This is a genomic window from Kitasatospora sp. NPDC056327 (assembly GCF_042261735.1).
Lineage (GTDB): Bacteria > Actinomycetota > Actinomycetes > Streptomycetales > Streptomycetaceae > Kitasatospora.
This window is the reverse complement of the sequence record NZ_JBHJRC010000117.1, coordinates 1-23473: the sequence shown is the minus strand read 5'-3', so window position 1 is coordinate 23473 and position 23473 is coordinate 1. Positions and strand designations below refer to the sequence as shown.

At 75.3% G+C, this 23473-nt stretch carries 19 protein-coding genes; 12 read left to right on the top strand and 7 right to left on the bottom strand.

Annotated features, from left to right (window positions below; genetic code table 11):
- Positions 1 to 114: 114 nt before the first annotated feature.
- The 7 genes from ACFCX4_RS18865 to ACFCX4_RS18835 all read left to right on the top strand — a co-directional run bounded on the left by ACFCX4_RS18865 (position 115) and on the right by ACFCX4_RS18835 (position 8688).
- On the top strand, positions 115 to 1476 hold the full coding sequence (locus ACFCX4_RS18865; protein WP_376143768.1) for an amidase family protein: 1362 nt from the start codon (positions 115 to 117) through the stop codon (positions 1474 to 1476).
- Between the two features lie 455 nt (positions 1477 to 1931).
- On the top strand, positions 1932 to 4700 hold the full coding sequence (locus ACFCX4_RS18860; RefSeq protein ID WP_376143770.1) for an AAA family ATPase: 2769 nt from the start codon (positions 1932 to 1934) through the stop codon (positions 4698 to 4700).
- Positions 4701 to 4868: 168 nt separating this feature from the next.
- On the top strand, positions 4869 to 5342 hold the full coding sequence (locus ACFCX4_RS18855) for an SsgA family sporulation/cell division regulator (protein ID WP_376143767.1): 474 nt from the start codon (positions 4869 to 4871) through the stop codon (positions 5340 to 5342).
- Between the two features lie 196 nt (positions 5343 to 5538).
- Positions 5539 to 6006 (top strand): SsgA family sporulation/cell division regulator, encoded by a 468-nt coding sequence (locus ACFCX4_RS18850; protein ID WP_376143765.1) that lies wholly within the window; start codon positions 5539 to 5541, stop codon positions 6004 to 6006.
- Positions 6007 to 6050: 44 nt separating this feature from the next.
- Positions 6051 to 7283, top strand: a complete 1233-nt coding sequence (locus tag ACFCX4_RS18845) for a cytochrome P450 (RefSeq protein ID WP_376143763.1) — start codon at positions 6051 to 6053, stop codon at positions 7281 to 7283.
- A gap of 177 nt (positions 7284 to 7460) precedes the next feature.
- A complete protein-coding gene (locus tag ACFCX4_RS18840; RefSeq protein WP_376143761.1) occupies positions 7461 to 8024 on the top strand; it encodes a CGNR zinc finger domain-containing protein in 564 nt (187 codons plus the stop codon).
- Positions 8025 to 8097: 73 nt separating this feature from the next.
- Positions 8098 to 8688, top strand: a complete 591-nt coding sequence (locus ACFCX4_RS18835; protein ID WP_376143759.1) for a hypothetical protein — start codon at positions 8098 to 8100, stop codon at positions 8686 to 8688.
- A gap of 141 nt (positions 8689 to 8829) precedes the next feature.
- Here ACFCX4_RS18835 and ACFCX4_RS18830 read toward each other — a convergent pair whose 3' ends face one another.
- Positions 8830 to 9258, bottom strand: coding sequence for an Ohr family peroxiredoxin (locus ACFCX4_RS18830; protein ID WP_376143757.1), 429 nt, complete (start codon positions 9256 to 9258; stop codon positions 8830 to 8832).
- A 268-nt stretch (positions 9259 to 9526) separates the two neighbouring features.
- Between ACFCX4_RS18830 and ACFCX4_RS18825 the strand changes: the two genes are divergently transcribed.
- From ACFCX4_RS18825 to ACFCX4_RS18815, 3 genes are read left to right on the top strand one after another with little or no spacing between them, the layout of a single operon-like run.
- Positions 9527 to 10015 carry an XRE family transcriptional regulator gene (locus ACFCX4_RS18825; protein WP_376143755.1) on the top strand — a complete coding sequence of 163 codons (489 nt, stop codon included), beginning with the start codon at positions 9527 to 9529 and terminating at the stop codon, positions 10013 to 10015.
- Positions 10016 to 10060: 45 nt separating this feature from the next.
- Entirely contained in the window at positions 10061 to 10606 is a 546-nt protein-coding gene (locus tag ACFCX4_RS18820) for a ParH-like protein (protein ID WP_376143753.1), read from the top strand.
- Entirely contained in the window at positions 10599 to 11231 is a 633-nt protein-coding gene (locus ACFCX4_RS18815) for an MAB_1171c family putative transporter (protein WP_376143751.1), read from the top strand. The genes ACFCX4_RS18820 and ACFCX4_RS18815 overlap by 8 nt, the downstream gene beginning before the upstream one ends.
- Positions 11232 to 11257: 26 nt before the next feature.
- Here ACFCX4_RS18815 and ACFCX4_RS18810 read toward each other — a convergent pair whose 3' ends face one another.
- The 3 genes from ACFCX4_RS18810 to htpG all read right to left on the bottom strand — a co-directional run bounded on the left by ACFCX4_RS18810 (position 11258) and on the right by htpG (position 17239).
- On the bottom strand, positions 11258 to 13486 hold the full coding sequence (locus tag ACFCX4_RS18810) for a tetratricopeptide repeat protein (protein WP_376143749.1): 2229 nt from the start codon (positions 13484 to 13486) through the stop codon (positions 11258 to 11260).
- A 62-nt stretch (positions 13487 to 13548) separates the two neighbouring features.
- Positions 13549 to 14790: a hypothetical protein gene (locus tag ACFCX4_RS18805; protein ID WP_376143747.1), complete on the bottom strand. Its 1242-nt coding sequence runs from the start codon at positions 14788 to 14790 to the stop codon at positions 13549 to 13551.
- Positions 14791 to 15322: 532 nt separating this feature from the next.
- Entirely contained in the window at positions 15323 to 17239 is a 1917-nt protein-coding gene (gene htpG / locus ACFCX4_RS18800; protein ID WP_376143745.1) for a molecular chaperone HtpG, read from the bottom strand.
- A 204-nt stretch (positions 17240 to 17443) separates the two neighbouring features.
- Between htpG and ACFCX4_RS18795 the strand changes: the two genes are divergently transcribed.
- Positions 17444 to 18256 (top strand): glycerophosphodiester phosphodiesterase, encoded by an 813-nt coding sequence (locus ACFCX4_RS18795; protein WP_376143743.1) that lies wholly within the window; start codon positions 17444 to 17446, stop codon positions 18254 to 18256.
- Positions 18253 to 19725, top strand: a complete 1473-nt coding sequence (locus ACFCX4_RS18790; protein ID WP_376143741.1) for an MFS transporter — start codon at positions 18253 to 18255, stop codon at positions 19723 to 19725. The genes ACFCX4_RS18795 and ACFCX4_RS18790 overlap by 4 nt, the downstream gene beginning before the upstream one ends.
- 38 nt (positions 19726 to 19763) lie before the next feature.
- On the opposite strand, the gene ACFCX4_RS18785 is transcribed toward ACFCX4_RS18790, so the two are convergent.
- The 3 genes from ACFCX4_RS18785 to ACFCX4_RS18775 form a co-directional block, all read right to left on the bottom strand.
- Positions 19764 to 20798 (bottom strand): LLM class flavin-dependent oxidoreductase, encoded by a 1035-nt coding sequence (locus ACFCX4_RS18785; RefSeq protein ID WP_376143739.1) that lies wholly within the window; start codon positions 20796 to 20798, stop codon positions 19764 to 19766.
- A 287-nt stretch (positions 20799 to 21085) separates the two neighbouring features.
- Positions 21086 to 22084: a type I glyceraldehyde-3-phosphate dehydrogenase gene (gene gap / locus ACFCX4_RS18780; protein ID WP_376143737.1), complete on the bottom strand. Its 999-nt coding sequence runs from the start codon at positions 22082 to 22084 to the stop codon at positions 21086 to 21088.
- A gap of 188 nt (positions 22085 to 22272) precedes the next feature.
- Entirely contained in the window at positions 22273 to 23244 is a 972-nt protein-coding gene (locus tag ACFCX4_RS18775; protein WP_376143735.1) for a GlxA family transcriptional regulator, read from the bottom strand.
- Positions 23245 to 23473 lie beyond the last annotated feature (229 nt).

Genomic DNA, 23473 nt, shown 5'->3' with positions numbered 1-23473 from the left:
GTCCGGGCAGCACCGCCCGGACGGACCACGGCGGACCCGTTCCCCGGCCCGGCCGCCGACCCGGCGTCCGAGGCTGGAAGTCCCCCCCCGAGCCGCACCGAAGGAGACCCCACCATGACCGCACCGGGAACCCCGGACCGCAGGCCCGTCCGGCGGACGGTGGCGGCGGCGCTCGACCGGGCCGCCGCCACCGCGCACCTCAACGCCTTCATCACCCTCGACGCCGACGGCGCGCTCGCCGAGGCCGGCCGCCGGGACGCCGCCGACGAGCGGGCGGGCTGGTGCCTGGCCGTCAAGGACAACATCCATGTCGCGGGCCTGCCCAACACCGCGGGCACCCCCGCGCTGCGCGGCTTCGTGCCCACCGCCGACGCCCCCGTGGTGGCGGCCCTGCGCGCGGCGGGGGCGATCGTGCTCGGCAAGACGAACATGCACGAGCTGGCCCTCGGGGTCACCTCCGGCAACCACGCCTTCGGCGCCGTCGGCAACGCCACCGACCCGGCCCTGTTCGCGGGCGGCAGCAGCGGGGGCACGGCCGTCGCGGTGGCCACCGGCGTCGCGGACGCCGGGCTCGGCACCGACACCGGCGGCTCCATGACCATCCCGGCCGCGCTCAACGGCGTCTACGGTCTGCGCCCGAGCACCGGACGCTACCCCTCGGCCGGTCTGACACCGCTGTCCACCACCCGGGACACCCCCGGCCCGATGGCCCGCAGCCTGGACCGCCTCCGGGTCCTGGACACCCTGGTCACCGGGGAGACCGGGGGCTCGGCGCCGCACCGCCCGCTGCGGCTCGGCCTGCCCCGGCAGGTGTTCGCCGAGGACCTGGAGGGCCCGGTCCGGGAGGCCTGGGAGGCGGCCGTCGAGCGGCTGACCACGGCGCGGACCGTCTGGGTGCCCGTGGACACCGCCCACCTGGCCGGGTTCGACGCCCGGATCGGGATCCCGCTGGTGTTCGGGGAGTTCGCCGGCGCGCTCGGCCGCTACCTCGACGAGCACGGCACCGGACTCACCCCGGCCGGTGTCCTCGGCGCGGTCGCCGACCCCGCCCTCGCGGAGCTGCTGAGGAGCTGTGCGCTGCCCACCGGCCCGGCGTTCACCGGGCCCGCCGCCCTGCGCGCGGCGCTCGCCGAGCGCCGCGCGATGCAGGCCGCGTACGCCGGACTCCTCACGGCGAACGGCCTGGACGCGCTCCTGAGTCCCACCGTCCCGGTCTGCGCCCGCCCGCTCCACCGGTACGAGGAGTCCCTCCCGCTCAACGGCCGGGAGGCACCGACCTTCGCCACGCTGATCCGCAACACCTCCCCCGCGGCCACCGCGGGCCAGCCGTCGGTGACGGTGCCGCTGCCGGTCACCGGCTCGCCCCCGGTCGGCCTCCAGCTCGTCGGACGCCGCGGGGCCGACCGGGACCTGCTCGCCGCGGCCGCCGTGGTCGACACCCTGCTGCGGAACGGGGGTGCCGGACGGCGACCTTGAAGTCACCACCTTGACAGGTGACGGCCCGTCATGGCACCTTCGTCACCAGTCGGAGTGGTGACGACTTCGGGAGAGCGACCCGGCCCGGGCCGAGACCCGGGAGGGGTTCGCCGGGCCGGAGGCACGGAGCGGGCGCAGGCCGGCGGGGCCGGGCCCCGCCGCCGGCGGCGGGGCCCGGTCGCAGCGCGCGCAGCACCCCGGCCCCGCGCACCGCCGGACCGGTCACACGTGTGCGACCGGGCGGCATCCACATGTGAGTCACGACCGCCGTCCACCGGCCGATCACCGCAGGTGGAACGGCCTGAAAGGCACATGTCCCGGCCAGGCCGGGTGACGAACGCCCCCGGAAACATCTAGTCTCGTGCGCCGGGGGCCGGCAGGCGCACCGGAGGCCGTCGTGACGACGGGTCCGGCGGGGAAGGAAGTGGGGGACGGTGGAAGCGATCGACGGGTCGATGGTCGGACGCGAGCCCGAACAGGAGGTGCTGGCCGGGTTCGTGACCGCTCCCGGCGGCCGGGCACTCGTCGTCGGCGGCGAGGCCGGAGTCGGCAAGAGCGCCCTGCTGGACCACGCGGCCGCCCTGGCCGCGGCCGACGGCCACCGGGTGGTCGGCGCGGCCGGCGCCGAGGCCGAGTGGGAGCTGCCGTACGCCGGCCTGCACCAGCTGCTGCACCCGCTGCTCCCCGACATCGGCCGGCTGGACGACGAGCACCGGGGCGTCCTCGACGTCGTGTTCGGCCGCAGCGCGGGCCCGCCGCCGTCGGTGATGACCCTGGGCATCGCCGTCCTCGACCTGCTCGCCCTGGCCGCGTCGCACCGTCCGCTGCTGCTGGTGCTCGACGACGGCCAGTGGTTCGACGCACCGACCACCGAGGTGTGCGGCTTCGTCGGACGCCGGCTGACCGGCAGCTCGGTGAAGCTCCTCGTCGGCCTGCGCTCCGACGTGCCGTCCGGCTTCACCGCCGCCGCGCTGCCCCGGCTGACGGTGGCCGCCCTGCCGGAGCCGGCCGCGGCACGGCTGCTGGACCTGCGCCACCCCGGCCTGGAGCCCCGGCTGCGCCGGCTCCTCCTGGACGAGGCCCGCGGCAACCCGCTGGCGCTGCTGGAACTGCCGCCCCACGTGCTGCGCAGCGGACGGACCGCGGACGACCGGGAGGAGTCGCTCGGGTACACCGGGGTCCCGCTGCCCCGGCGCCTGCAGCAGGTGTACGGCACCCGCATCGGCGCGCTCGGACCCGCCGTCCGCGCCGAGCTGCTGCGCGGCGCCCTGGACGGCACCGCGGCGGGCGCGGTGCCGGGCCCCACCGGCCGGGCCCGCTACCGCATGACGGACGTCGCCGGTGCCGCCGGCCTCGGCCTGCTGGACAGCGACCCGTTCGGCGGCGAGCCGGTGTTCCGCCACCCCCTGGTGCGCTCGACGGTGGTCCAGATGGCGACCCCGGAGGAACGGCGCTCGGCGCACGCCGTCCTCGCCGGGGTGCACCGGGAGGACGTCGAGCGGCGCGCCGTGCACCTGGCGGCGGCCGCGACCGCCCCGGACGAGCGGGTCGCGGCGGCCCTGGAGGCCGCCGCCGGCTCCGCCACCCGGCGCGGCAGCGCGGTGACGGCCGTGGCCTGGCTGACCCGGGCCGCGGAGCTGAGCGAGGACCGGGAGCGGCGCTCCCGGCGGCTCGGCGACGCGGCGTTCATCGCCGGTCATGCCGGACTGCCGGACCGGGCACGGCAGTTGGTCCGCGCCGACCCGGCGGACCAGGTGGGCGGGTCACCGGCCGCGGTACTCGCCTCGGCGTACGCCGCGTTCTACGAGGACGGGGACGTGCGCTCCTCCCGGCACCGCGTCGTCGCCGCGATCGAGGGCCTGCGGACCGGCGACGGCCGGCGGCCGGGCGCGGCGCCGGACACGGACGAGGTGCTCACCCGGCTGGTCGACCTGCTGCTGGCGGTCTGCCAGTACGCGGGGGACGAGGCGGCCTGGGAGCAGACCCACCGGCTGATCGGGTCGCTGGGCCCGCTGGTCTCCCCGCTCTCCCGCATCTACCAGGACGCCTGGAGCGACGTGGTGCGGCGCGGCGCCGGGGTCGGGGCACGGGTGGAGCGCGAGTTCGCCGGGCACCGGGCACCCGAACCGTGGGACCTCAGCCGGCTGTCCGTCGCCGCGTACCACGTGGACACCCTCGGCCAGTACCGGCCGCACCTGCAGCGCACCGTGGACCGCGAGGTGACGACCGGGGCCCTGGTGTCCGGGGTGATCATGCTGCACCTGATCATGCTCGACCAGCTGGGCGTCGGCGAGTGGGACGACGCCGAGCGGACCGGCCGGCGTCTGCTGGAGCTGACGACGGCCCACCGGCTCGCGCTGTTCGCCCATCACACCCGCGGCTACCTGGGCCTGGTGGCGGCGATGCGCGGCCGGGCCGACCGGGCGCGGGAGCTCCAGGCGGCGGTGGACGCCTGGGCCCGGCCGCGCGGCATCGGCTTCCTGACCCAGATCGCCGACGCCATCGGGACCGCCGCCGCGCTCGGCGAGGGCGACTACGAGGCCGCCTACCTACACGCCATCGGCATCACCCCGCCCGGTTCCTTCACGCCCTGCGCCCACCAGGCCTCCCGCACGATGCTCGACCTGGTCGAGGCCGCCCTGCACACCGGCCGCTCCGGACAGGCCCGGCGGCACGCGCTCGCCGCGCGGGAGGCCGGGCTGCCGGAGATCTCCCCGCGGCTGGCCGTGGTCACGCACGGCGCCCTCGCGATGACCGCGACCGACCCCGGCGAGGCCGCCGCCCACTACGACCTCGCCGAGGGCCACCCGGCCGCCGCGGCCTTCCCCTTCGAGCTCGCCCGGATCCGCCTGGCCCGCGGCATCCACCTGCGCCACACCCACGGGCGCAAGGCGGCGCGGCCGTCCCTGGGCCTCGCCGCCGAGGCCTTCGAACGGCTCGGCGCCCCGACGTGGGCCGAGCGGGCCCGGACCGAGCTGCGCGCCGCCGGCACCTCCCCCCGCACCTCCTCGGCCACCCTCGCGGCGCTGACCTGGCAGGAGCGCCGGATCGCGGAACTCGCCGCCGGCGGGCTGACCAACAAGGAGATCGGCGCGCGGACCCATCTGTCGCCGCGCACGGTCAGCTCCCACCTGTACCGGGTGTTCCCCAAACTCGGCGTCACCTCGCGCGCCGCCCTGCGCGACGCCCTGGGCCGGCTGCCCGCCGCCGACGGGACCGCCTGACGGGGACCGCCCGGCGCCCCGGCCCGGCGAGGGTTCCCACCGGGACGCCCGGCGCCCCGACCGTGCGGACGACGGTCGTCCGCACAGTCGGGTGACCTATGCCCGCCGCCGCGGCGGCGGCCAGAGTGGGTCCGGCCGGCCTCCGCCCCGGGGAAGGACCCACCTGTCATGAACGGCCACCGGCTGACGCTGGACATCGAGCGCGTGCTGGGCCTGCGCGCCCGGCAGGAGGTCAGGGCCGAGTTCCGCTACGACCCCGCGCACCCGCTGCTGGTGTCCGTGGAGTTCACCGCCGAGGGCGGGCCTCGGGTGCGCTGGCGCATCGGGCGGGACCTGCTGCACCGGGGACTGCACGAACCGAGCGGCCTCGGCGACGTCCGGCTCCGCCCCGCGGACGCCGCCGCACCCGCGGCCCGGCCGGACCCCGCCACGGACCGGGCCGGCGCCGGCGGACGGCCGACCGCGTGGCTGAGGCTGGTCTCCGCCGACACCGCCGCCCTGTTCGAGCTCCCCGTCCTCCCGCTGGCCGCCTGGCTGGAGCGCACCTACACGCTCGTCCCCGCCGGCGCCGAACTCGACGGCCTCGACTGGGACGCCACCACCGCGGCCCTGCTCCGCCCCCTGGGCGCCCGCGCCGACTGACCGCGCCGACCGACCGCACCGACCGACCGCACCGGCCGCGCCGACCGCGCCGACGGACCGCACCGACCGTGCCCGGACCCGCCGTCCGGTCCCCCGCTCCCCGCGGCATCCACCGTCAAACGACCGATGCGCACCGCCGTCCCCCGGCGAAGAGTGGGAGCCGCACGTTCCGCCACCACGGAGGGGGACTCCCGTCATGGACCGCGACCGATCACCGCTGCCGGCGCAGCGCACCGCCGGGCCGGTGCCCGCACTGCGCCTGGACGTCCACCGGCTGCTCGACGAGTCCACCCGGCTGCCCGGACGCGCGGAGTTCCGGTTCGACCCGGCCCTGCCCCTGGTGGTCACCGTCGAGTTCCTGGCCGAGGGCGGCCCGGGCCCGGCCCGCCGGCTGGACCGCGAGCTGCCGACCGACGGCCTGACCGCGACGAGCGGCGCCGAAGGCGTCCGGAGGTGGCCGACCCGGTGCGAGCAGCGGCCGTCGTCCTGGCTGCTCCTCGAACCACCGGACACGGAGGTCCTGTTCGAGCTGCCGGCCGCACCGCCGGCCCTGTGGCCCGACGCCGCCCCCCGGACCGCTCCCACCGGGTCCGGGGCGGCCCGCCCCGACTGGGACGGCCTCCTGGTGGAACTACTCGACGGCCCCGGGGTGCCCTCCGAATGATCCCGGCCCGCCCCGCTTCCCGCCCTCAGGACAGGAGACCCGCCGTGAGAACCCCCGCAGGGGACCAGGAGCCGCACGGCAGAGTGGTCCTCGACGCCGCCTTCAAGGCGGACGCCCCCGCACGCTACCGACGGCTGCGGGAGCTCGGCCCGGTCCACCCGGCCGAGTTCCCCCCGGGGCTGACGGGCTGGCTGGTCGTCGGCCACGAGCTGGCCCGGGAGGCCCTGACCCACCCCGACCTGCGCAAGGACGCCACCCCCGCGGCCGACGCACTGGCCGCCGCCGGCTACGTGCTCCACCGGCCGTCGGTCGGGCTCGGCGCCCAGATGCTGCAGGCCGACCCGCCCGAGCACACCCGGCTGCGCAAGCTGGCCGCCGCCGCGTTCACCCCGCGCCGCACCGCCGGGCTGGCGCCGCGGATCGAGCGGATCGCGCACGGCCTCGTCGACGCGATGCCGCCCTCGGGCGTGCTCGACCTGGTGGAGGCGTTCAACGCCCCGCTGCCCGCCACCGTGATCGCCGAACTCCTCGGCATCCCGCCGGAGCACCACCGGGACTTCCGCCGCTGGTCGGGGCAGGCGCTCCAGGTGGCCTCGCCCGGGCACCGCCCCGCGCTGGCCGCCCTGCACTCGCTGCTGGCCGGCCTGGTCGGGCGCAAGCGCCGCCGCCCGCAGGAGGACCTGCTGTCCGCCCTGGTCGCGGTGCGCGACGGCGACGGCGGCCGGCTCTCCGAGGAGGAGCTGGTGGGCACCGCCCTGATGCTGGTGGTCGCCGGTCACGAGAGCACGGTGCACCTGCTGGGGAACGCCGTGCTCGCCCTGTTGCGGCAGCCGGAGCAGCTGCGGCTGCTGCGCGCGGACCCGGCCCTGCTGCCCGGGGCGGTGGAGGAGTTCCTGCGCTTCGACACCTCGGTCGAGCGCGCCACGAACCGCTACGCGGCGCGGGACCTCGTCCTCGGCGGCGTGGCCGTTCCCCGGGGCGGGCTGGTCGTCGTCGCCCTCGGTTCGGCCGGGCACGACGCCCCGCCGGCGGACGGCGGTGACCCCGCCGTGCTGGACGTGGCCCGGCGGGACGCCCGCCACCTGGCGTTCGGGCACGGGATCCACCACTGCCTGGGCGCCCCGCTGGCCCGGCTGGAGACGGCCGTCGCGCTGCGCGTGCTGCTGTCCCGGCTCACCGAACTGGAACCGGCCGTGCCGCCGGACTCGCTGGAGTGGATCGGCTCGGGGATCATCCGCGGCGTGCGGGCGCTGCCGGTGCGCTACCGGGTCGGGTGAGGGACGCGGGCCGGCCCGGCGCCGGGGTCGGCCGCTGGGCCCCCAGGGCAGTCAACGCGGCGGCACCACGGGCCCGTTGGCCCGGCGGCGAGCCGGCCCGTCCGCCGCCCGGACGGCGGACGGGCGGCGGCCGCACCGTCCTTGCGCCGGAGATCTGTCACCTGCCAGGATGGTGATGTGAATCTCGACCATGTCTTCGTCTGCGGGCACCCGGCCCTCGACTTCGCGGGCACCCTGCGCGCGCGGCGCTCGACCCGGTTCGAGATGTTCGTGACCCCGGAGCGGCTCAACGCCTGGTACCTGGAGAGCGGACTCGTGGACACGATCACGCCCGGCGAGGAGCGCGACGTCCAGGAGGCGAAGACGGTGCGCGAGGCCGTCTACCGGCTCGTCGTCAACCGGGTCGCCGGCGAGGAGTTCGACCGCGAGGCGCTCGCCGTGCTCAACGGCGCCGCCCGCAGGACCCCGGTGACCCCGCAGCTCACACTGACCGGCCGGCACAACGAGGGGACCCCGGCACAGGCGCTGGCCACCGTCGCCCGGCAGGCCGTGGAACTCCTCAGCGGCCCCGACGTCCCGCTGATGAAGGAGTGCGGCAACCCGGAGTGCACCCGGATCTACATCGACCGCTCCCGGGGCATGCGGCGCCAGTGGTGCGGGATGGAGTCCTGCGGCAACCGGATCAAGGCCGCCGCCTACCGCGCGCGGAAGCGGACCGCCCCCGCGGCGGGAGCGCACTGACCGACCCGCTCCGGGACACCGCGCGGCATGGGTACCATGCGCAGCACCAGCCATGCCGAGGGAGTGAACGGATGTGACCCGCCAGCCAGCCGCCACGCTCCGGTCCCGGTACGTGGAACAGGCCGTGTCGGACCTGAGGAAGAACCACGAGCGCCAGCGCGAGCTGGCCGAGGAACTCCGGGTCCTGAAGCAGGAGGAGGCCCTCCTGGCGGACATCCTGGAGCTCGCCGAGCGCTACGAGGGCTTCGCGGACCCGACGCGCCTCCCGGAGCAGCTGCGGGACGGGCCCGCCGGGCCGCGGACGGCAGGACCGAACGCGAGCGGACGGAAGGCGACGACCGGCCCGAAGGCGAGCACCCCGAAGGCCCCCAGGACGGCCGCCACCCGGGGCGGGCCTGCCCGGCCACTGCTCGGCGACCTGCTGGCGGACCTGCTCGGCCGGCACGACCGGCCCCGCCCAGCGAAGGACCTGCGCGAGGAGCTCATGACGGAGCACCCGAAGCGCCGGCCGACACCCCAGGTGGTGCGCAACACCCTGGAGGCCCTCGTCGCCAAGGGCCGGGTCCGGCGCCACAAGCAGCAGCACACCGTCCTGTACACCCTGGTGCGCCCCGAGCCCGCCCGGGACCGGGCCGAACCCGCGGCGGACGCCGACCCGAGCTGACGGCCTCCGCCGACGGCCGGGCCGGATCCGGCGGCCGGGCCGGGGCGGCACCCGGACCGGAACGAGGATGCGGACCGGAAGGGGTGCGGGCCCCGTGCCGGGGGAGGGACACGGGGCCCGCGGTCGGATGGTCCGGAGGGCTCAGGCGACGGCGCGGGCGCTGACCGTCACCGGGATGTTGCCGCGCGTCGCCCTGGAGTAGGGGCAGGTGCCGTGGGCGGCCTCGGCGAGCTCCTCGGCGGTGGCCTGGTCGACCCCGCCGAGCACCGGAGCGAGGACCGCGGAGAGCGAGAACGCACCGTCGTCGCCGTGGGTGAGCGTGACCTCGGCCGTGATGGCGGTGCTGGTGAGCCGGATCCCGCGGGCGGCGGCCGCCAGACGCAGGGCGCCGAGGAAGCAGGCGGCCCAGCCGGCGGCCAGCAGCTGCTCCGGGTTGGTCGCGGTGCCCGCGCCGCCGAACTCCTTCGGGATCGCGAGGCCGGTCTCCAGCAGACCGTCCGCGGAGCGGACCCGGCCGCCGTTGCGGCCCTCTCCGTCGACGTCGACAACGGCGGTGTAGCTGACTGCCATGACTGGTACTCCCCGTCCGGATCCTGGGTCGAAAGCTGTCCGAGCACCCCCGCCGACCCGAGGAGACTTCCCCCCATCACCGGTCGAGGTGGTGACGCCAGCATGACAGTCGAGCCCATCACCGGTCAAGGGGGTGACGGTCGGAGGATGACGGGCCGTCGGACGGCTCCGCGGGCCCGTCCGGAGGAACTACAATGGGCGCCCGTCGCGAATGGCCGATCCGCACACGCACCGGACGTGTGCCCGGGGTTGGGGAAGAAGGGGTGCCGTGTCCGACGCAGACGCCGGTGCGTCCACGCTCGCAGCGAAGATCGACCGGCTGTTCGACGTGGTCCGCCGACCCGACCGCGCGCCGTACACCCACGAGGAGGTCGCCCGGGCCTGCCGGGAGGCGACCGGCGAGAGCTTCTCGGCGACGTACCTGTGGCAACTGCGCACCGGCCGCCGGGACAACCCGACCAAACGTCACCTGGAGGCCCTGGCCCAGTTCTTCCAGGTCCCGCCGGTGTACTTCTTCGACGACCGCCAGAGCGCCCGGATCACCGAGGAGCTGGCGCTGCTCGGGGCGCTGCGGGACGCCGGCGTGCGGGACGTGGCCCTGCGCGCGGTGACCCTGTCGCCCGAGGGTCTGGGCACGATCAGCGACATGATCGAGGCGATCGCCCGCCGCGAGGCAGGCGCCGGACACCCGGAGCGGAACCGGCCGGTGACGGAAAGCGGTGTCGAAGCGGTTCACCCGGAGCGCCCCCGTCCGTAGGATCGCCTCCCGGCCGAAGGCGCTCGAACACCAGGGGGAAGAGTCGTGGGGGATCCGGGTGGGACGGAGCGGGGGCTCTGGCAGCGATGTCGCCGGGTCGCGGAGTCGGTGCCGCTCCCGGAGCCGTTCGGCCTCCCCGCCCTGACCGAGTCGCTCGCCCGGCTGCGCGGCCGGCCGATCGAGCTGATCCCGCTGTCCGGCCCCGCCCACGCGCCCTGCGGCGCGCTGGTCAGCACCGACCGGGCGGACTACATCGGCTACCCGGTCGACACCACCGCCCTGCACCAGCAGCACATCGTGCTGCACGAGGTCGGCCACCTGCTCTGCGGGCACACCGGCGACGGCCTGGGCCCGGCGGTCACGGACGCCCTGCTCCCCCGGCTGCCCGGCGAGCTGGTCCGCCGGGTGCTCGGCCGGTCGGGGTACGCCGAACGGCAGGAGCAGGAGGCGGAACTCGTCGCGTCGCTGACCCTGCAACGGGTGCTCCGGCGCCCGCACGCCACGGCCGCGGGCCGGCTCGCGGAGCGCTTCCTCCGGCTGGGGTACGTCCTGGACCGCCCGTGGCCCTGCGGCCCGGCGCGGCATGGCTGACCGGCGCCACCACCGCCACGGCCCGGCGCCGCGCACCGCACTTCGACTCCTCCTGCGACTCCTCCGGCGGCTGCTCCGGCGGGCCGACCCGGGCGGACGGGTGGGCGCCTGGTACGACCACCGCCGGCTCGGCCCGCTCTGGTCGGCACTGCGCTCGGCCGTGCCGGAGATCGAACTCGTCACCCCCGGACCGGATTCCGGCCCCGCCGGCCGGCCCCGGCGGGACATCCGGTTCGCGCTCTACCGGCGGATCATCGAGATCCGGGACGGCCAGCTGGCCCTGCGCACCCATCTGCACCCCGGCGTCCCGCTCTGGGTCGCCGAGGTCCACCCGCCGGACGGCGGCGAGGAGTTCGCGGTCGTGGTGGAGGCCGCCGCGATCGCCGCCGCGCTGGAGGCGGCCCGCACCGGGCGCCGCTTCCCGGCCGGGCCGGGCGCGGGGTGGGTGCCGCACCCGGTGGCCGCCGGGCTGCGCGAGGAGGCGGCGTGGCTGGTCAGGGTGGCCGCGGCGCACCGCCGTTCACCGGTGATGGCCCACGTCCGCCGCAGGGTGCGCGCCGAACCGGACGGCGGCGGGGAGCCGGACGGCGGCACGGAGCCCGCCGGGGGTGCGGAGCCCCGCTGAGCAGCGCCCCGCACCCCCGGCGGGCCTCAGACCCCGGCCAGCTCCGGCATCAGCTCGTACACCTGCGCGGCGGAGTCCGGATCGGCGGCCAGACAGGCCAGCAGGTCCTCCCTGGCGGTGTCCGCCCGGTCGAGGCCGATCAGGCAACGGGCCCGCTGCAACCGGGCGTCGACGTCCTCGGTCGACTCGACCACCTCGTCCAGCAGCAGCACCGCCTCGCCGTACCGCCCGGCGTCGTGGTGCACCACGGCCAGGTTGAACCGGATCCCGGGCTCCGCGGAGAGCTCGACGGCCCGCGCCAGACTCCGCCCCGCGCCGTCCAGATCACCCTCCTGGTAGCGGAGTTCACCGAGCAGGGCCCACGCCTGGGCGCACTCGGGGTCCTCCGCGAGCGCGGCGGCGTAGGCCTCCGCGGCCGCCGGGAGGTCGCCCTCGGCCACCAGCAGCTGCCCCCGGAGGCAGAGCAGCCGGGTGTTGTGCGGGCTGCGCGTCAGGCCGGTGCGGACGTCCGCCCGGGCGTCGTCGTACTCGCCGGCCTCGAACAGCAGCGAGGCGCGGTTGAGCCGGGCGTCCTCGAACTCCGGGTCGAGCTCCAGGACGTAGCCGAAGTCCGCCACCGCCGCGTCGGTGTCGCCGAGTTCGGCCAGCACGTCGGCCCGGTTGAAGTACGCCTCGGGGAAGGGCGGCGAGAGCCGGACGGCCCGGTCGTAGTCGGCCAGCGCCCGGTGCGGGTCGCCGAGGTCGCGCCAGAGCATGCCCCGGTCGAAGTGGTACTCCGCGTAGTTGGGGTCGCACGCGATCACCGCGCTGTAGTCCTCGACGGCCTCGGCGTGGTGGCCGAGCGCACTGTGCACCTGCGCCCGGTTGTAGCGCAGGACCGAGCGGTGCAGCGCGTGCTCGTCCGGCTCCAGGGTCTCGTCGAGCTGCGCGATGCAGGCGTCCAGCAGGGTCAGCGCCTCCTGCGGGCGGCCCTGGTGGACCTCGATCAGGGCGAGCCCGTTGCGGTTGAACACCACCCGGGCCTCGCGCTCCTTGGGGTCCGGGTGCCAGCGGGCGAAGGCGATGGCCTGGTTGACCCAGGCGCGGGCCAGGTCGTGGTCACGGCGGTCGGCCCCGAAGTGCCGGGTGTGCAGCATCGCCGTGGCGTACGCGGCCTGCATGTGGACCTCGGGCGAGGTGCTGAGCACCCGGGCCTCGTCGTACAGCGGGAGCGCCAGTTCGGCGAGGCCGAGCGCGGCGTAGGAGGTGGTCATCTTGGTGGTGAAGGCCCACCAGTGGCCGGGGTTGCTCTCGTGGGTGACCAGCCGCCGGCCGCGCTCGCCGAGGTCGACGACGGCGTGGTAGTAGCCGAGGTCCATGCAGTGGTCCAGGGCCTGGCGCAGGGTGTCGGCGCCGGCGCCGGCCGGGTCGCCGCCGTGCTCGGCGTGCCAGGCGATGGCGCCGAGCCGCAGCGAGGACTCGCCGACCGTCTCCAGTTCGGCGCGCCGCAGGTCGTGCAGCCGGGCGCGTTCGTCGGCCGGGAGGGCGAGGTAGCCGGCGAGCAGCGCGGGATCGTCGCCGGTGCCGTCGGCCGCGACGTGGGCACGGCCGAGCGCGGCGCTGTCCCTCGGCTCCCCGGCGAAGGGGTCACCGGCGACCGGGGAGCCGGCCGCCGGGGCGTTCTCGGGGGCGTCGAGGACGGCGCAGTGGGCGGCGAGGGCGTCGGACAGGTTCTCCCGGCCGGGCCCGTCCGGGCGCCCCGGCGGCTCGGTGCCGGTGGTGATGACGACGGTGAGCAGCGCCGGGTCGGTCCGTCGCAGCAGGACGGCGAGGAACTCGCCGTCGGTGGGGTCGGCCCGGTGGGCGTCGTCGACGACCAGGGTGCGCGGGCCCTCGCCGGCGGCGCGCAGGTACGCGTGCAGGAACTCGACCAGGCCGTGGGCGATCCGCAGGGTGCGCAGCGCGGAGTAGAAGCGGGTGCGTTCCCTGGGGACGGCGAGCGAGGTGAGGGTCTCCCGGGTGGCGGGCACCAGGTCCCGCAGTTCGGGGGTGGTGGAGAGGATCTCGGTGTCGTGCGCGGTGACGGCTTCGGGGCAGCGGGCGAGGGCGTCGGGGACGATCGCGCGCAGGAGGGAGCCGGCGGCGGTGTAGGGGCCGCGCAGGCGGCGGTCGGCGGTGACCACGGCGAGCACCGGTGGCAGGTCGAGCCCCTCGCGGGCCTCGACGCGGGCGGGGCGCCGGGCGGCGCGGACCCAGTGGTGGCGGTGGTCGGCCATGGCTCAGCTGCCTTTCGTGCGGGTGGGGAGGCGGGGGTCGGACGCGGGTGGACGGCGCGGTGTCAGGCGGACCGGGCCGCGGCGGTGCGCACGGCGGCGCGGGCGGCGCGGCGTTCGCGGACGGAGAGGACGACGACGGCGCCGGTCTGCGCGAGGGTCAGCAGCATGAGGAGCAGGGAGTCCAGGCGGCCGGCCGCCGAGGCCTCGCCGGTGAGCCGCAGCCACACGTCGCGCAGCAGCCGGTAGGCCGTGGGGAGGACGACGCCGGCGAACATGCTGAGGGTGAACGCGTAGCCCACGACCATCAGCCAGGCGTACCAGCGGGCGGCCCTGCGGTCGGCGGGGTGGTGGACCGCCAGGTCGACCGGGGGCCGCCCGGTGAACCGGCGCACCGCGTTGCGCAGCACGTCGCCCGCGGCGGCGTGCAGGTCGACGCAGCCCAGCAGGGTGCCCAGCAGGACGTAGAGGTCGGTGCGCAGGTAGAAGAAGCCCTGCCAGGCGAGCCGCAGCACGGTGGCCCAGGCGATGGCGAGGCAGAACCGGGAGACTCCGGCGTCGACGCCGCGCAGCACGTCGGCGGCGAGGGTGAGGACGGCGATCGCCAGCACGTCGGCGAGCATGCCGGCCAGGATGGGCAGGTAGCGCTGCCGGCGGGGCACGCTGACCAGGCCGTCGAGCGAGGTCTCCAGGACGAGGTGGACCAGGCGGTGACCGACGGACAGCCGCGAGCGCAGTCCGAGCCGGCGGCCGGCCAGGGCGTGGAAGGCCTCGTGCAGGGCGAGCAGCGGCGCCTGGCCGAAGAAGAGCACCAGCACGACAAGGGTGTAGGACGGGCTGAAGAACAGGTTGTCGACCCGCGGGAGGAGGGCGGGCACCCGGATCGTCTCGGCCACGGCGAGGGCGGTGACCAGCGCGTATCCGGTCAGCGCCGGGCGGCTGAAGACCGCGCGGCCCAGCCGCTGCCAGCGCACCGGTCGCGCGGGGCCGTCCTCCGGGGCGCCGTCCTGCCCGTCGGCGGGGCGGAGGAGGTCGAGTTCCGCGAGGACCCCGATCAGGTCGGCGATGTCGACGCTCTCGCCGTGCTCGGCCTCGTAGCGTTCGGCGGCCTCGCGCGGGGTGACCCCGTCGGCGAGCTGCCGGACCAGTTCGGCGCCGTCGGCGGGGAAGACGGCGTAGGTGTCGGTCTCCGGGCTGCCGATGGTGACCTCGTCGGCCTCCGTCAGGTAGACGAGCCGGCGCAGCCGCAGCGGGCGGTCCGGGTCGGGGCCCGGGGCGTGGGGGCTGCTGTCCACCGAGGCGTGCACGGATCCTCCTGCGGGAGGTGGGCGGAGGGGCGGAGGGGTGCGCGGGGCGGTGGACGGGTAGGGGTGGAGCGGTGCCGGCCGTGACGCACCCGGCCGGCACCGCCACCCCCGTGTCCGGGGTGGATCAGACCTGGACCATGCAGTCCCAGGGCAGGTACAGCGCACGGGCCGTGCTGGTCAGACGGACCGGGCCGGTCTTGCGGACGACGATCTTCTTCATGACGGGCACCTCCTTCGAGTTGTTCCACGGGTGATGGGCGAGGCCATCAGCTGAGATGAATGAGTATCTGATGTTCAGTCACATCAGCTCGGCCAGGCACCAAGAGTGCTGAGATGAACAGCTCGCGTCAAGGGATCCATCCGTCACCGACAGAAGTGACGGGATGGCAATCAATAAACTGAAATGAACGGACGAGCACGCACAACGGCCCGGCCGCAGGGCGCGGCCGGGCCGTTCGGGGCTCCGGGAGGGAGCGCCGGAGACCGCGGGTGGGAGGCTCCGGATCAGAGGCCGCGGATCAGAGGCCGCGGATCAGAGACCGCGGGTCAGCCGCTCGGTCAGCAGCCGGGTGAAGCGGGCCGGGTCGGGCAGGTCCCCGCCCTCGGCCAGCAGCGCGCCCCCGTAGACCAGCTCGGCGATCTCCGCCAGCGCCGGGTCCCCGGCGTTCGCCTCGTGCGCCGTGCGCAGCCCGGCGATCAGCGGGTGGGTGGGGTTGAGCTCCAGGATCCGCTTGACCGGGGGGATCTCCTGCCCCATCGCCCGGTACATCTTCTCCAGGGTCGGGGTCATGTCCTGCGCGTCACCGACGATGCACGCCGCCGACGTGGTCAGCCGCGAGGACAGCCGGACCTGCTTCACCTGCCCGGACAGCGCGGTCGTCAGCCACGGCAGCAGCGCGGCGAAGTCCTGCTCGCGCCGGGCCTTCTCCGCCCCGGCCTCCTCGTCGTCCTCCGCCGCGCCGTCCAGGTCGACCTGGCCCTTGGCGATCGACTGCAGCCGGCGGCCGTCGAAGCCGGGCACCTGCTCGACCCAGACCTCGTCCACCGGGTCGGTGAGGATCAGCACCTCGTAGCCCTTGGCGGCGAAGGCCTCCATGTGCGGGGAGTTCTCCACCATGGAGCGGTCCTCGCCGGTCAGGTAGTAGATGGTCTCCTGACCCTCCTTCATCCGCTCGACGTACCCGCGCAGTGTGGTGGGCCGCTCCGCGTCGTGCGTGGAGGCCACCTGCACGAGCTCCAGCAGGGCCTCGGTGTTGTCGGCGTCCTCCAGCAGGCCCTCCTTCAGCACCCGGCCGAACTGCTCCCACAGCTTGCCGTAGCGCTCGGCGTCCTTGGTCCGGACGTCCTTGAGGGCGCCGAGCACCTTCTTGACCAGGCGGCGGCGCACGCCGCGGATCTGGCGGTCGTGCTGGAGGATCTCGCGGGAGATGTTCAGCGACAGGTCGTGCGCGTCCACCACCCCCTTGACGAAGCGCAGGTAGTTGGGCATCAGCGCTTCGCAGTCGTCCATGATGAACACCCGCTTGACGTACAGCTGCACACCGCGCTTGGCGTCCCGGGAGAACAGGTCGAACGGCGCCTGCTCGGGGATGAACAGCAGCGCCTCGTACTCGAAGGTGCCCTCGGCGCGCATGTGGATCGTCTCGGCCGGGGCGAGCCAGTCGTGGCTGATCTGCTGGTAGAACTCGGTGTACTCGGCCTCGGTCACCTCGCTGCGCGAGCGGGCCCAGAGCGCCTTCATCGAGTTGAGGGTGTCGGTCTGCTCCGTGGTCGCGCCGTCCGCGTCGGTGCGCTCGGTGGTCATCCGGATCGGCCAGCGGATGAAGTCCGAGTACTGCTTGACGATCTGGCGGATCTTCCACTCCGCCAGGTAGTCGGCCAGGCCGTCCTCGCCGTCGGCGGGCTTGAGGTGCAGGGTGACCGAGGTGCCCACCGGCAGGTCCTCGACGGCCTCGATCTCGTAGGTGCCCTCGCCGTCGGACTCCCAGCGGGTGCCGGCCTCGGTGCCGGCCCTGCGGGTGTGCAGGGTGACCCGGTCGGCGACCATGAACGCCGAGTAGAAGCCGACGCCGAACTGGCCGATCAGGCTCTGCGCCGCGGCCGCGTCCTCGGTCTCCTTGATCTTCTCCAGCAGGCCGGCCGTACCGGACTTGGCGATCGTGCCGATCAGCTCGACGATGTCGTCCCGGCTCATGCCGATCCCGTTGTCCCGGACGGTCAGCGTCCGGGCCTGCGGGTCCGCCTCCAGCACGATGTGGAGGTCGGAGGTGTCGGCCTGGAGAGCGGAGTCGATCAGCGATTCCAGCCGCAGCTTGTCCAGGGCGTCGGAGGCGTTCGAGATCAGCTCGCGCAGGAAGATGTCCTTGTTCGAGTAGATCGAGTGAATCACCAACCGGAGCAGCTGACGCGTCTCGGCCTGGAACTCCAGCGTCTCGACAGTGCTACCCACTCGGGGGGCTCCTTTCGGGGGCGGTGCTTGAGCAACGATTGCGGTGGGCACCGGGCGGCCCCCACCGCATCCGCATGATAGGCCGCCGGAGCGGCCGGGCGTCGTTACACCTTGACACCGGATGTCACCATGTAACGTGCGCGGGGCGGGCGGGGCGCCCTCCGACGGCCCGGCGCCACCGATCCCCGCACCCCGGAGCCCGCCATGCACCCCTTCCTCGACCATCCGGGCCCCCTCGCGTTCGCGCACCGGGGCGGCGACCTCGGCCGTCCGGAGAACTCGCTCGCCGCGTTCGGGGCCGCCGTCGCCCTCGGCTACCGGTACCTGGAGACGGACGTGCACGCCACCGCCGACGGCACCCTGGTGGCGTTCCACGACACCCGGCTCGACCGGGTCACCGACCGGACCGGGACGGTCGCCGGGCTGCCCTGGCGCACCGTCCGGGAGGCCCGGATCGGCGGCACCGAGCCGATCCCGCTGATGGAGGACCTGCTCGACGCCTTCCCCGGCGTCCGCTTCAACATCGACGTCAAGGCGGCACCCGCCGTCGGACCGCTGGTCGAGGCGGTCCGCCGCACCGGCGCCTGGGACCGGGTCTGCGTCGGCGGCTTCTCCGACACCCGGCTCGCCGCCGTCCGCGCCGCCGCCGGACCCCGGCTGGCCACCTCGCTCGGCCCCCGCGAGGTGGCCCGGCTGCGGCTGCGCTCGCTGGCCGGACCGGTGCTGCCCCGAGCCCGCCGCGGCGGCGCGCCCCGGGGCGGGATCTGCGCCCAGGTACCCGAGCGGCACAAGGGCGTCCGGGTGGTCGACCGGGCCTTCGTCCGCGCCGCGCACCGCGCGGGCCTGCAGGTTCACGTCTGGACCGTGGACGACCCGACCCGGATCCGGGCTCTCCTCGACCTCGGCGTGGATGGCATCATGGCCGATCGCATCGACGTCCTGCGCGACGTCCTCCGCGAGCGCGGCTGCTGGTCCCCCGGCGGCAGCGGCTCCAGCACGGGGATTGGAACAGCATGAGCACCACGACCCACCTTCCGGAGCACCCGGCGACCGCCGACGACGCCGCGCTGCGCCGCGCACGGTTCGGCTGGTACATCAACGACTGGGCCAACGCGGCCTTCTCCGCCACCGTCCTGACGGTCTTCCTGGGGCCGTACCTGACCTCGGTCGCCAAGGAGGCCGCCGACGCCCAGGGCGACGTGCACCCGCTCGGCCTGTCGATCCGGGCCGGCTCCTTCTTCCCGTACACGGTCTCGCTCTCCGTGCTGCTGTCGGTCGGGGCGATGCTGCTGGCCGGCACGGTCGCGGACCGCACCGGGCGGCACAAGGAGCTGATGTGCGGCTTCGCCTACCTCGGCGCGACCGCCACGATGGGCATGTTCTTCCTCGGCGGCGACCGCTACCTGCTCGGCGGCGGACTGCTGGTGGTCGCCAACCTCGCGTACGCGGTCTCGGTCGCGCTCTCCTACGCCTACCTGCCCGGCCTGGCCTCGCCCGACGAGCGGGACAAGGTGTCCTCCAAGGGCTGGGCGTACGGCTACGCGGGCGGCGGACTGCTGCTGATCGCCAATCTGGTGCTGTTCCAGGGGCACGAGGCGTTCGGACTCTCCTCCGGCACCGCCGTGCGGATCTGCCTGGCCTCGGCGGGGCTGTGGTGGGCGCTGTTCACCATCGTGCCGATGCGCCGGCTGCCGTCCCGGGCCGGCGCGTCCGCGCCCGCGGGCCGGACGGGCGCCACCGCGTCCGCCCTGCCCGCGCAGCGCGGCGGGAGCGCCGCCGCCTCCGGGGCCGACGGGGCCGACGGAACGGCCGGGGCCACGGCCGACGGCGCCGCCGAGCCCGCCGCCGGGAGCCTGCGGGAGCTCGGGCGGACCCTGCGCGGCATGCGCCGCCACCCGCTCACCCTGCTCTACCTGGCCGCCTTCCTCTGCTACAACGACGGCATCCAGACCGTGGTCTCCCAGGCCTCCCTCTACGGCAGCGAGGAGCTGGGCATGGACCAGACCTCGCTGGTCACCGCCGTGCTGCTGGTGCAGGTCGTGGCGATCGGCGGCGCGCTGCTGCTCGGCCGGATCGCCCACCGCTTCGGCGCCAAGAGCACCATCCTGGGCTCACTGGGCGGCTGGGTCGTCACCCTCGCCCTCGGCTACTTCATGCCGGCCCACCAGCCGCTCTGGTTCTACGTCCTGGCCTGCATGATCGGGCTGGTGCTCGGCGGGAGCCAGGCCCTGTCGCGCTCGCTGTTCTCGCACCTGATCCCGGCCGGCAAGGAGGCCGAGTACTTCAGCGTGTACAAGGTCAGCGACCGCGGCACCAGCTGGATGGGACCGCTGGTCTTCGGCCTCGCCTACCAGGTCACCGGCAGCTACCGCTCGGCGATCGTCTCGCTGCTGGTGTTCTTCGTCATCGGCTTCGTGCTGCTGCTGAAGGTCCCCGTGCGGCGGGCCATCGAGGCGGTCGGCAACCCGGTGCCCGAACGCCTCTGACGGCCCGCCGTCCCGTTCGGACCCCGATCACACCCGGGTCACGCCCCGGCCCCGGCGGGCTTCCAGCCGAGCGCCGGGGCGAGGTGCCCCGCGATGTCCGAGAGGATCTGCACGTAGTCGTCGTGGCCGAAGGTGAACGGCAGCGCGAAGATCACCTCGTCCACCTCCCGGAAACCGGGGTGGGCGTACAGCTGCTCGGCGATCTCGGCCGAGGTGCCGACGAGGTCCCGCGCGTACATCACCCGCGCCGGCCCCTGCGGGGTGGCGGTGCGGGGCGTGCGGTTGCGGACGTACTCGTGGTAGCGGGCCTTCTGGTCCGCCGTCGCGCTGTCGGTGGGGATCACCACCAGCCCCTGCGAGACCCGGGCCCGCGCACCCAGCGGGTGGCTCGCCCGGAAGGCGGCGATCTGCGAGCGCTGGATCTCCGCGAAGTCCTCGGACTCCTCCGCCCGCACCACGTTGCTGCTGAGCAGGCTCAGCCCCTGCTCACCGGCCCAGCGCGCGGAGCGCAGGCTCCCGCCGCCGTACCAGAGCCGGTCCGCCAGACCGGGCGAGACCGGCTGCACCTTGTCCGAGTAGACCTCGATGCCCTCAAGGCCGCTGAAGTCGGTGGCCGGCTCGCCGCGCAGGAAGCCCAGCAGCCGGCTCACCCGCTCGTAGCCGAAGTCCTCGGCCTCCGCGGTGTCCGGGTAGAGCGCGCCCGCCACCTGTTCCCAGTGCCCGTGACCGGGCCGGCCCACGCTGACGCCCGGGTGCAGCCGGCCGCCGGACAGCAGGTCGACCGTCGCCAGGTCCTCGGCCAGGCGCAGCGGGTTCTCCCAGCCGACCGGGATGACCGCGGTGCCCAGCTCGATGCGGCTGGTGCGCTGGGTGGCGGCGGCGAGCACCGCGACGGGCGAGGAGATGCCGTACTGGAGGTGACGGTGGCGCACGTAGGCGCTGTCGAAGCCCAGTTGTTCGCCGAGCTCGATGATCCGCAGCGTCGACTCGTGGCCCTGGGCCGGGTCGGCCGGGTCGAACAGCCCGATGGTCAGGAATCCCAGCTTCCGCAGGGGCTGCGTTTGCGACGGCACCGGTGCCTCTTTCCTCGACGTTCGCGACGTCCTCGGCGTGTGTCGGTGTACTCGGCGTACTCGGCCTTCCCGGGGCGGCCCGGGTACCCGGCGAACCCCGCGTACTTGGTGTTCCCGCCCGGGCGTTGATCACCCGGGGGTGCCGTCCACCGTCACACACCGGACGGGGCCGCTCAAGGTCCGGCCGGGAATCGACACGGGGCGCAACACCCGTGTCACATCCCCGCAGCCGGACCCCGGGCGGCCCCGGGCGCCGCGGGGCCCCGGTGGGCCACCGCGCCGGGCGGTCAGCCGCGGGCGAGCAGCTCCAGGGTGTCGATGACCCGGTTGGAGAAGCCCCACTCGTTGTCGTACCAGGCGACCACCTTGACGTGCCTGCCGTCGACCCGGGTGAGAGCGGCGTCGAAGATCGACGAGGCGGGCTCGCCGGTGATGTCGCCGGAGACCAGCGGCTCGTCGGCGTAGTCGAGGATGCCCTTGAGCGGGCCGTCGGCGGCGGCGCGGTAGGCGTCGAGGATCTGCTCGCGGGTGACCTCGCGCGCCACCGTGGTGTTCAGCTCGACGATCGAGCCGACCGGGACCGGCACCCGGATCGAGTCGCCGGACAGCTTGCCGTCCAGGTTCGGCAGGACCAGGCCGATCGCCTTGGCCGCGCCCGTGGTGGTCGGCACGATGTTGACGCCGGCCGCGCGGGCCCGGCGCAGGTCGCGGTGCGGGCCGTCCTGGAGGTTCTGCTCCTGGGTGTAGGCGTGCACGGTGGTCATGAAGCCGTGCTCGATGCCGGCCAGTTCGTCCAGCACGGCGGCCAGCGGGGCCAGCGCGTTGGTGGTGCAGGAGGCGTTGGAGACGATGACGTGCGCGGCCGGGTCGTAGGCCCCGGTGTTCACGCCGTAGGCGAGGGTGACGTCGGCGCCGTCGGAGGGGGCGCTCACCAGGACCCGCCGGGCGCCGGCCTCCAGGTGGGCACGGGCGGCCTCCGCCGAGGTGAACCGGCCGGTGGCCTCAAGCACGATGTCGACCCCGAGTTCGGCCCACGGCAGGGCGGCCGGGTCGCGCTCGGCGAGCACCTTGATCCGGCGGCCGTCGACGACCAGCTCGTCGCCCTCGACCGCGACCGGGTGGCGGAAGCGGCCCAGCGAGCTGTCGAAGCGCAGCAGGTGGGCGAGCGAGTCGACGGAGGTGAGGTCGTTGATCGCGACCACCTCCAGCTCGCTGCCGCGCTCCACCAGGGCGCGCAGGCTGTTGCGGCCGATGCGGCCGAAACCGTTGATGGCGATGCGGGTCATGAGGGCTCCCTCGGTCGTCCCGGGCACTCCGGGCGCTCCGTCGTTCGGTGACGGTTCAATCATCGGACCGCCGCCGAACGCCGGACAGGGGCCGGATCGACATGGTGCGCAAGGATCCCGCCGCACTCCTCGCCAACGGCCGCAAGGATCCCGCCACCCCGTTCTCCCGGCCTCCAGCGGGGCCGTCGTCAGCCCTCCGGCCCAGCCGTCGAACGGGCCGCGAAGGTGTGGCGGTACTCGGTGGGCGAGGTGCCGAGGACCCGGTGGAAGTGCATCCGCAGGTTCGCGCCCGTGCCGAGCCCGACCCGGTCGGCGATCTGCTCCACCCCCAGGTCGCTGCGCTCCAGCAGCTCCCGCGCGAGGTCCACCCGGGCGCGCAGCACCCACTGCATGGGCGTGTAGCCGGTGTCCTCGACGAACCGCCGCGAGAAGGTCCGCGCCGAGACCCGCGCGTGCCGGGCGAGCCCCTCCAGGGTCAGCGGCTCGGCGAGGTGCTCCAGTGCCCACTCCCTGGTGTCGGCGAAGAGGTCCCCCAGCGGCTCGGGCACGCTGCGCGGCACGTACTGGGCCTGGCCGCCGCTGCGGTAGGGCGCGGCCACCAGCCGGCGCGCCACGTGGTTGGACAGGCCCACCCCGTGGTCGCGGCGCACCAGGTGGAGGCAGAGGTCGATGCCGGAGGCGGCGCCGGCCGAGGTGAGCACGGCGCCCTCGTCGACGAACAGCACGTTCTCGTCGACCAGGACCCGCGGGTGGCGCTCCGCCAGCGCCCTGGCGTAGTGCCAGTGGGTGGTCGCCCGCCTGCCGTCGAGCAGCCCGGTGGCGGCCAGGGCGAACGCCCCGGTGGAGATGGCCGCGAGCCGGGCCCCGCGCGCGTGCGCGGCCACCAGCGCCTCGACGACGGCCGCCGGCGGCGCGGTGTTCGCCGGGTCGCGGTAGCCGGGGACGAAGACGGTGTCGGCGTGCTCCACCGCCTCCAGGCCCTCGGCCACGTGGTACGAGAGGCCGTCCCCGCCGGCCACCAGGCCCGGGGCGGCGCCGCAGACCCGCACCGTGTACGGCATGCTCGGCCGGCTGGAGAACACCTGGGCCGGGATGCCCACGTCCAGCGGCTTGGCGCCCTCCAGGACCAGTACGGCGACCTGGTGCTTCCTGCGGCCCATCGGCCCTCCTCCGCTCCCCGCGGTCCGGCGGGCGCCGCGGCACGCCCCGGCCGGTGTGGCACCGACCGCAAGCATCCTGCCATCGGCGGGGGTGGTGTGCGGGGAGGAACGGGGAGGGGCGGGGCTGGGTGCGACGGGCGCGGGCGGGCGGGGGTTGCGGACACGGCGGGCGGGTGCTTCGGGCTCGGTCCGTTGGGGCTCGGTCCGCCGGCCCGGGTACGCCCGGGCC

Bases quoted from the DNA above. Each gene is read 5' to 3' on its own strand.
- ACFCX4_RS18865 (WP_376143768.1), top strand. From the start codon at position 115: ATGACCGCACCGGGAACCCCGGACCGCAGGCCCGTCCGGCGGACGGTG.
- ACFCX4_RS18860 (WP_376143770.1), top strand. From the start codon at position 1,932: ATGGTCGGACGCGAGCCCGAACAGGAGGTGCTGGCCGGGTTCGTGACC.
- ACFCX4_RS18855 (WP_376143767.1), top strand. From the start codon at position 4,869: ATGAACGGCCACCGGCTGACGCTGGACATCGAGCGCGTGCTGGGCCTG.
- ACFCX4_RS18850 (WP_376143765.1), top strand. From the start codon at position 5,539: ATGGACCGCGACCGATCACCGCTGCCGGCGCAGCGCACCGCCGGGCCG.
- ACFCX4_RS18830 (WP_376143757.1), bottom strand. From the start codon at position 9,258: ATGGCAGTCAGCTACACCGCCGTTGTCGACGTCGACGGAGAGGGCCGC.
- ACFCX4_RS18815 (WP_376143751.1), top strand. From the start codon at position 10,599: ATGGCTGACCGGCGCCACCACCGCCACGGCCCGGCGCCGCGCACCGCA.
- ACFCX4_RS18810 (WP_376143749.1), bottom strand. From the start codon at position 13,486: ATGGCCGACCACCGCCACCACTGGGTCCGCGCCGCCCGGCGCCCCGCC.
- ACFCX4_RS18795 (WP_376143743.1), top strand. From the start codon at position 17,444: ATGCACCCCTTCCTCGACCATCCGGGCCCCCTCGCGTTCGCGCACCGG.
- ACFCX4_RS18790 (WP_376143741.1), top strand. From the start codon at position 18,253: ATGAGCACCACGACCCACCTTCCGGAGCACCCGGCGACCGCCGACGAC.
- gap (WP_376143737.1), bottom strand. From the start codon at position 22,084: ATGACCCGCATCGCCATCAACGGTTTCGGCCGCATCGGCCGCAACAGC.
- ACFCX4_RS18775 (WP_376143735.1), bottom strand. From the start codon at position 23,244: ATGGGCCGCAGGAAGCACCAGGTCGCCGTACTGGTCCTGGAGGGCGCC.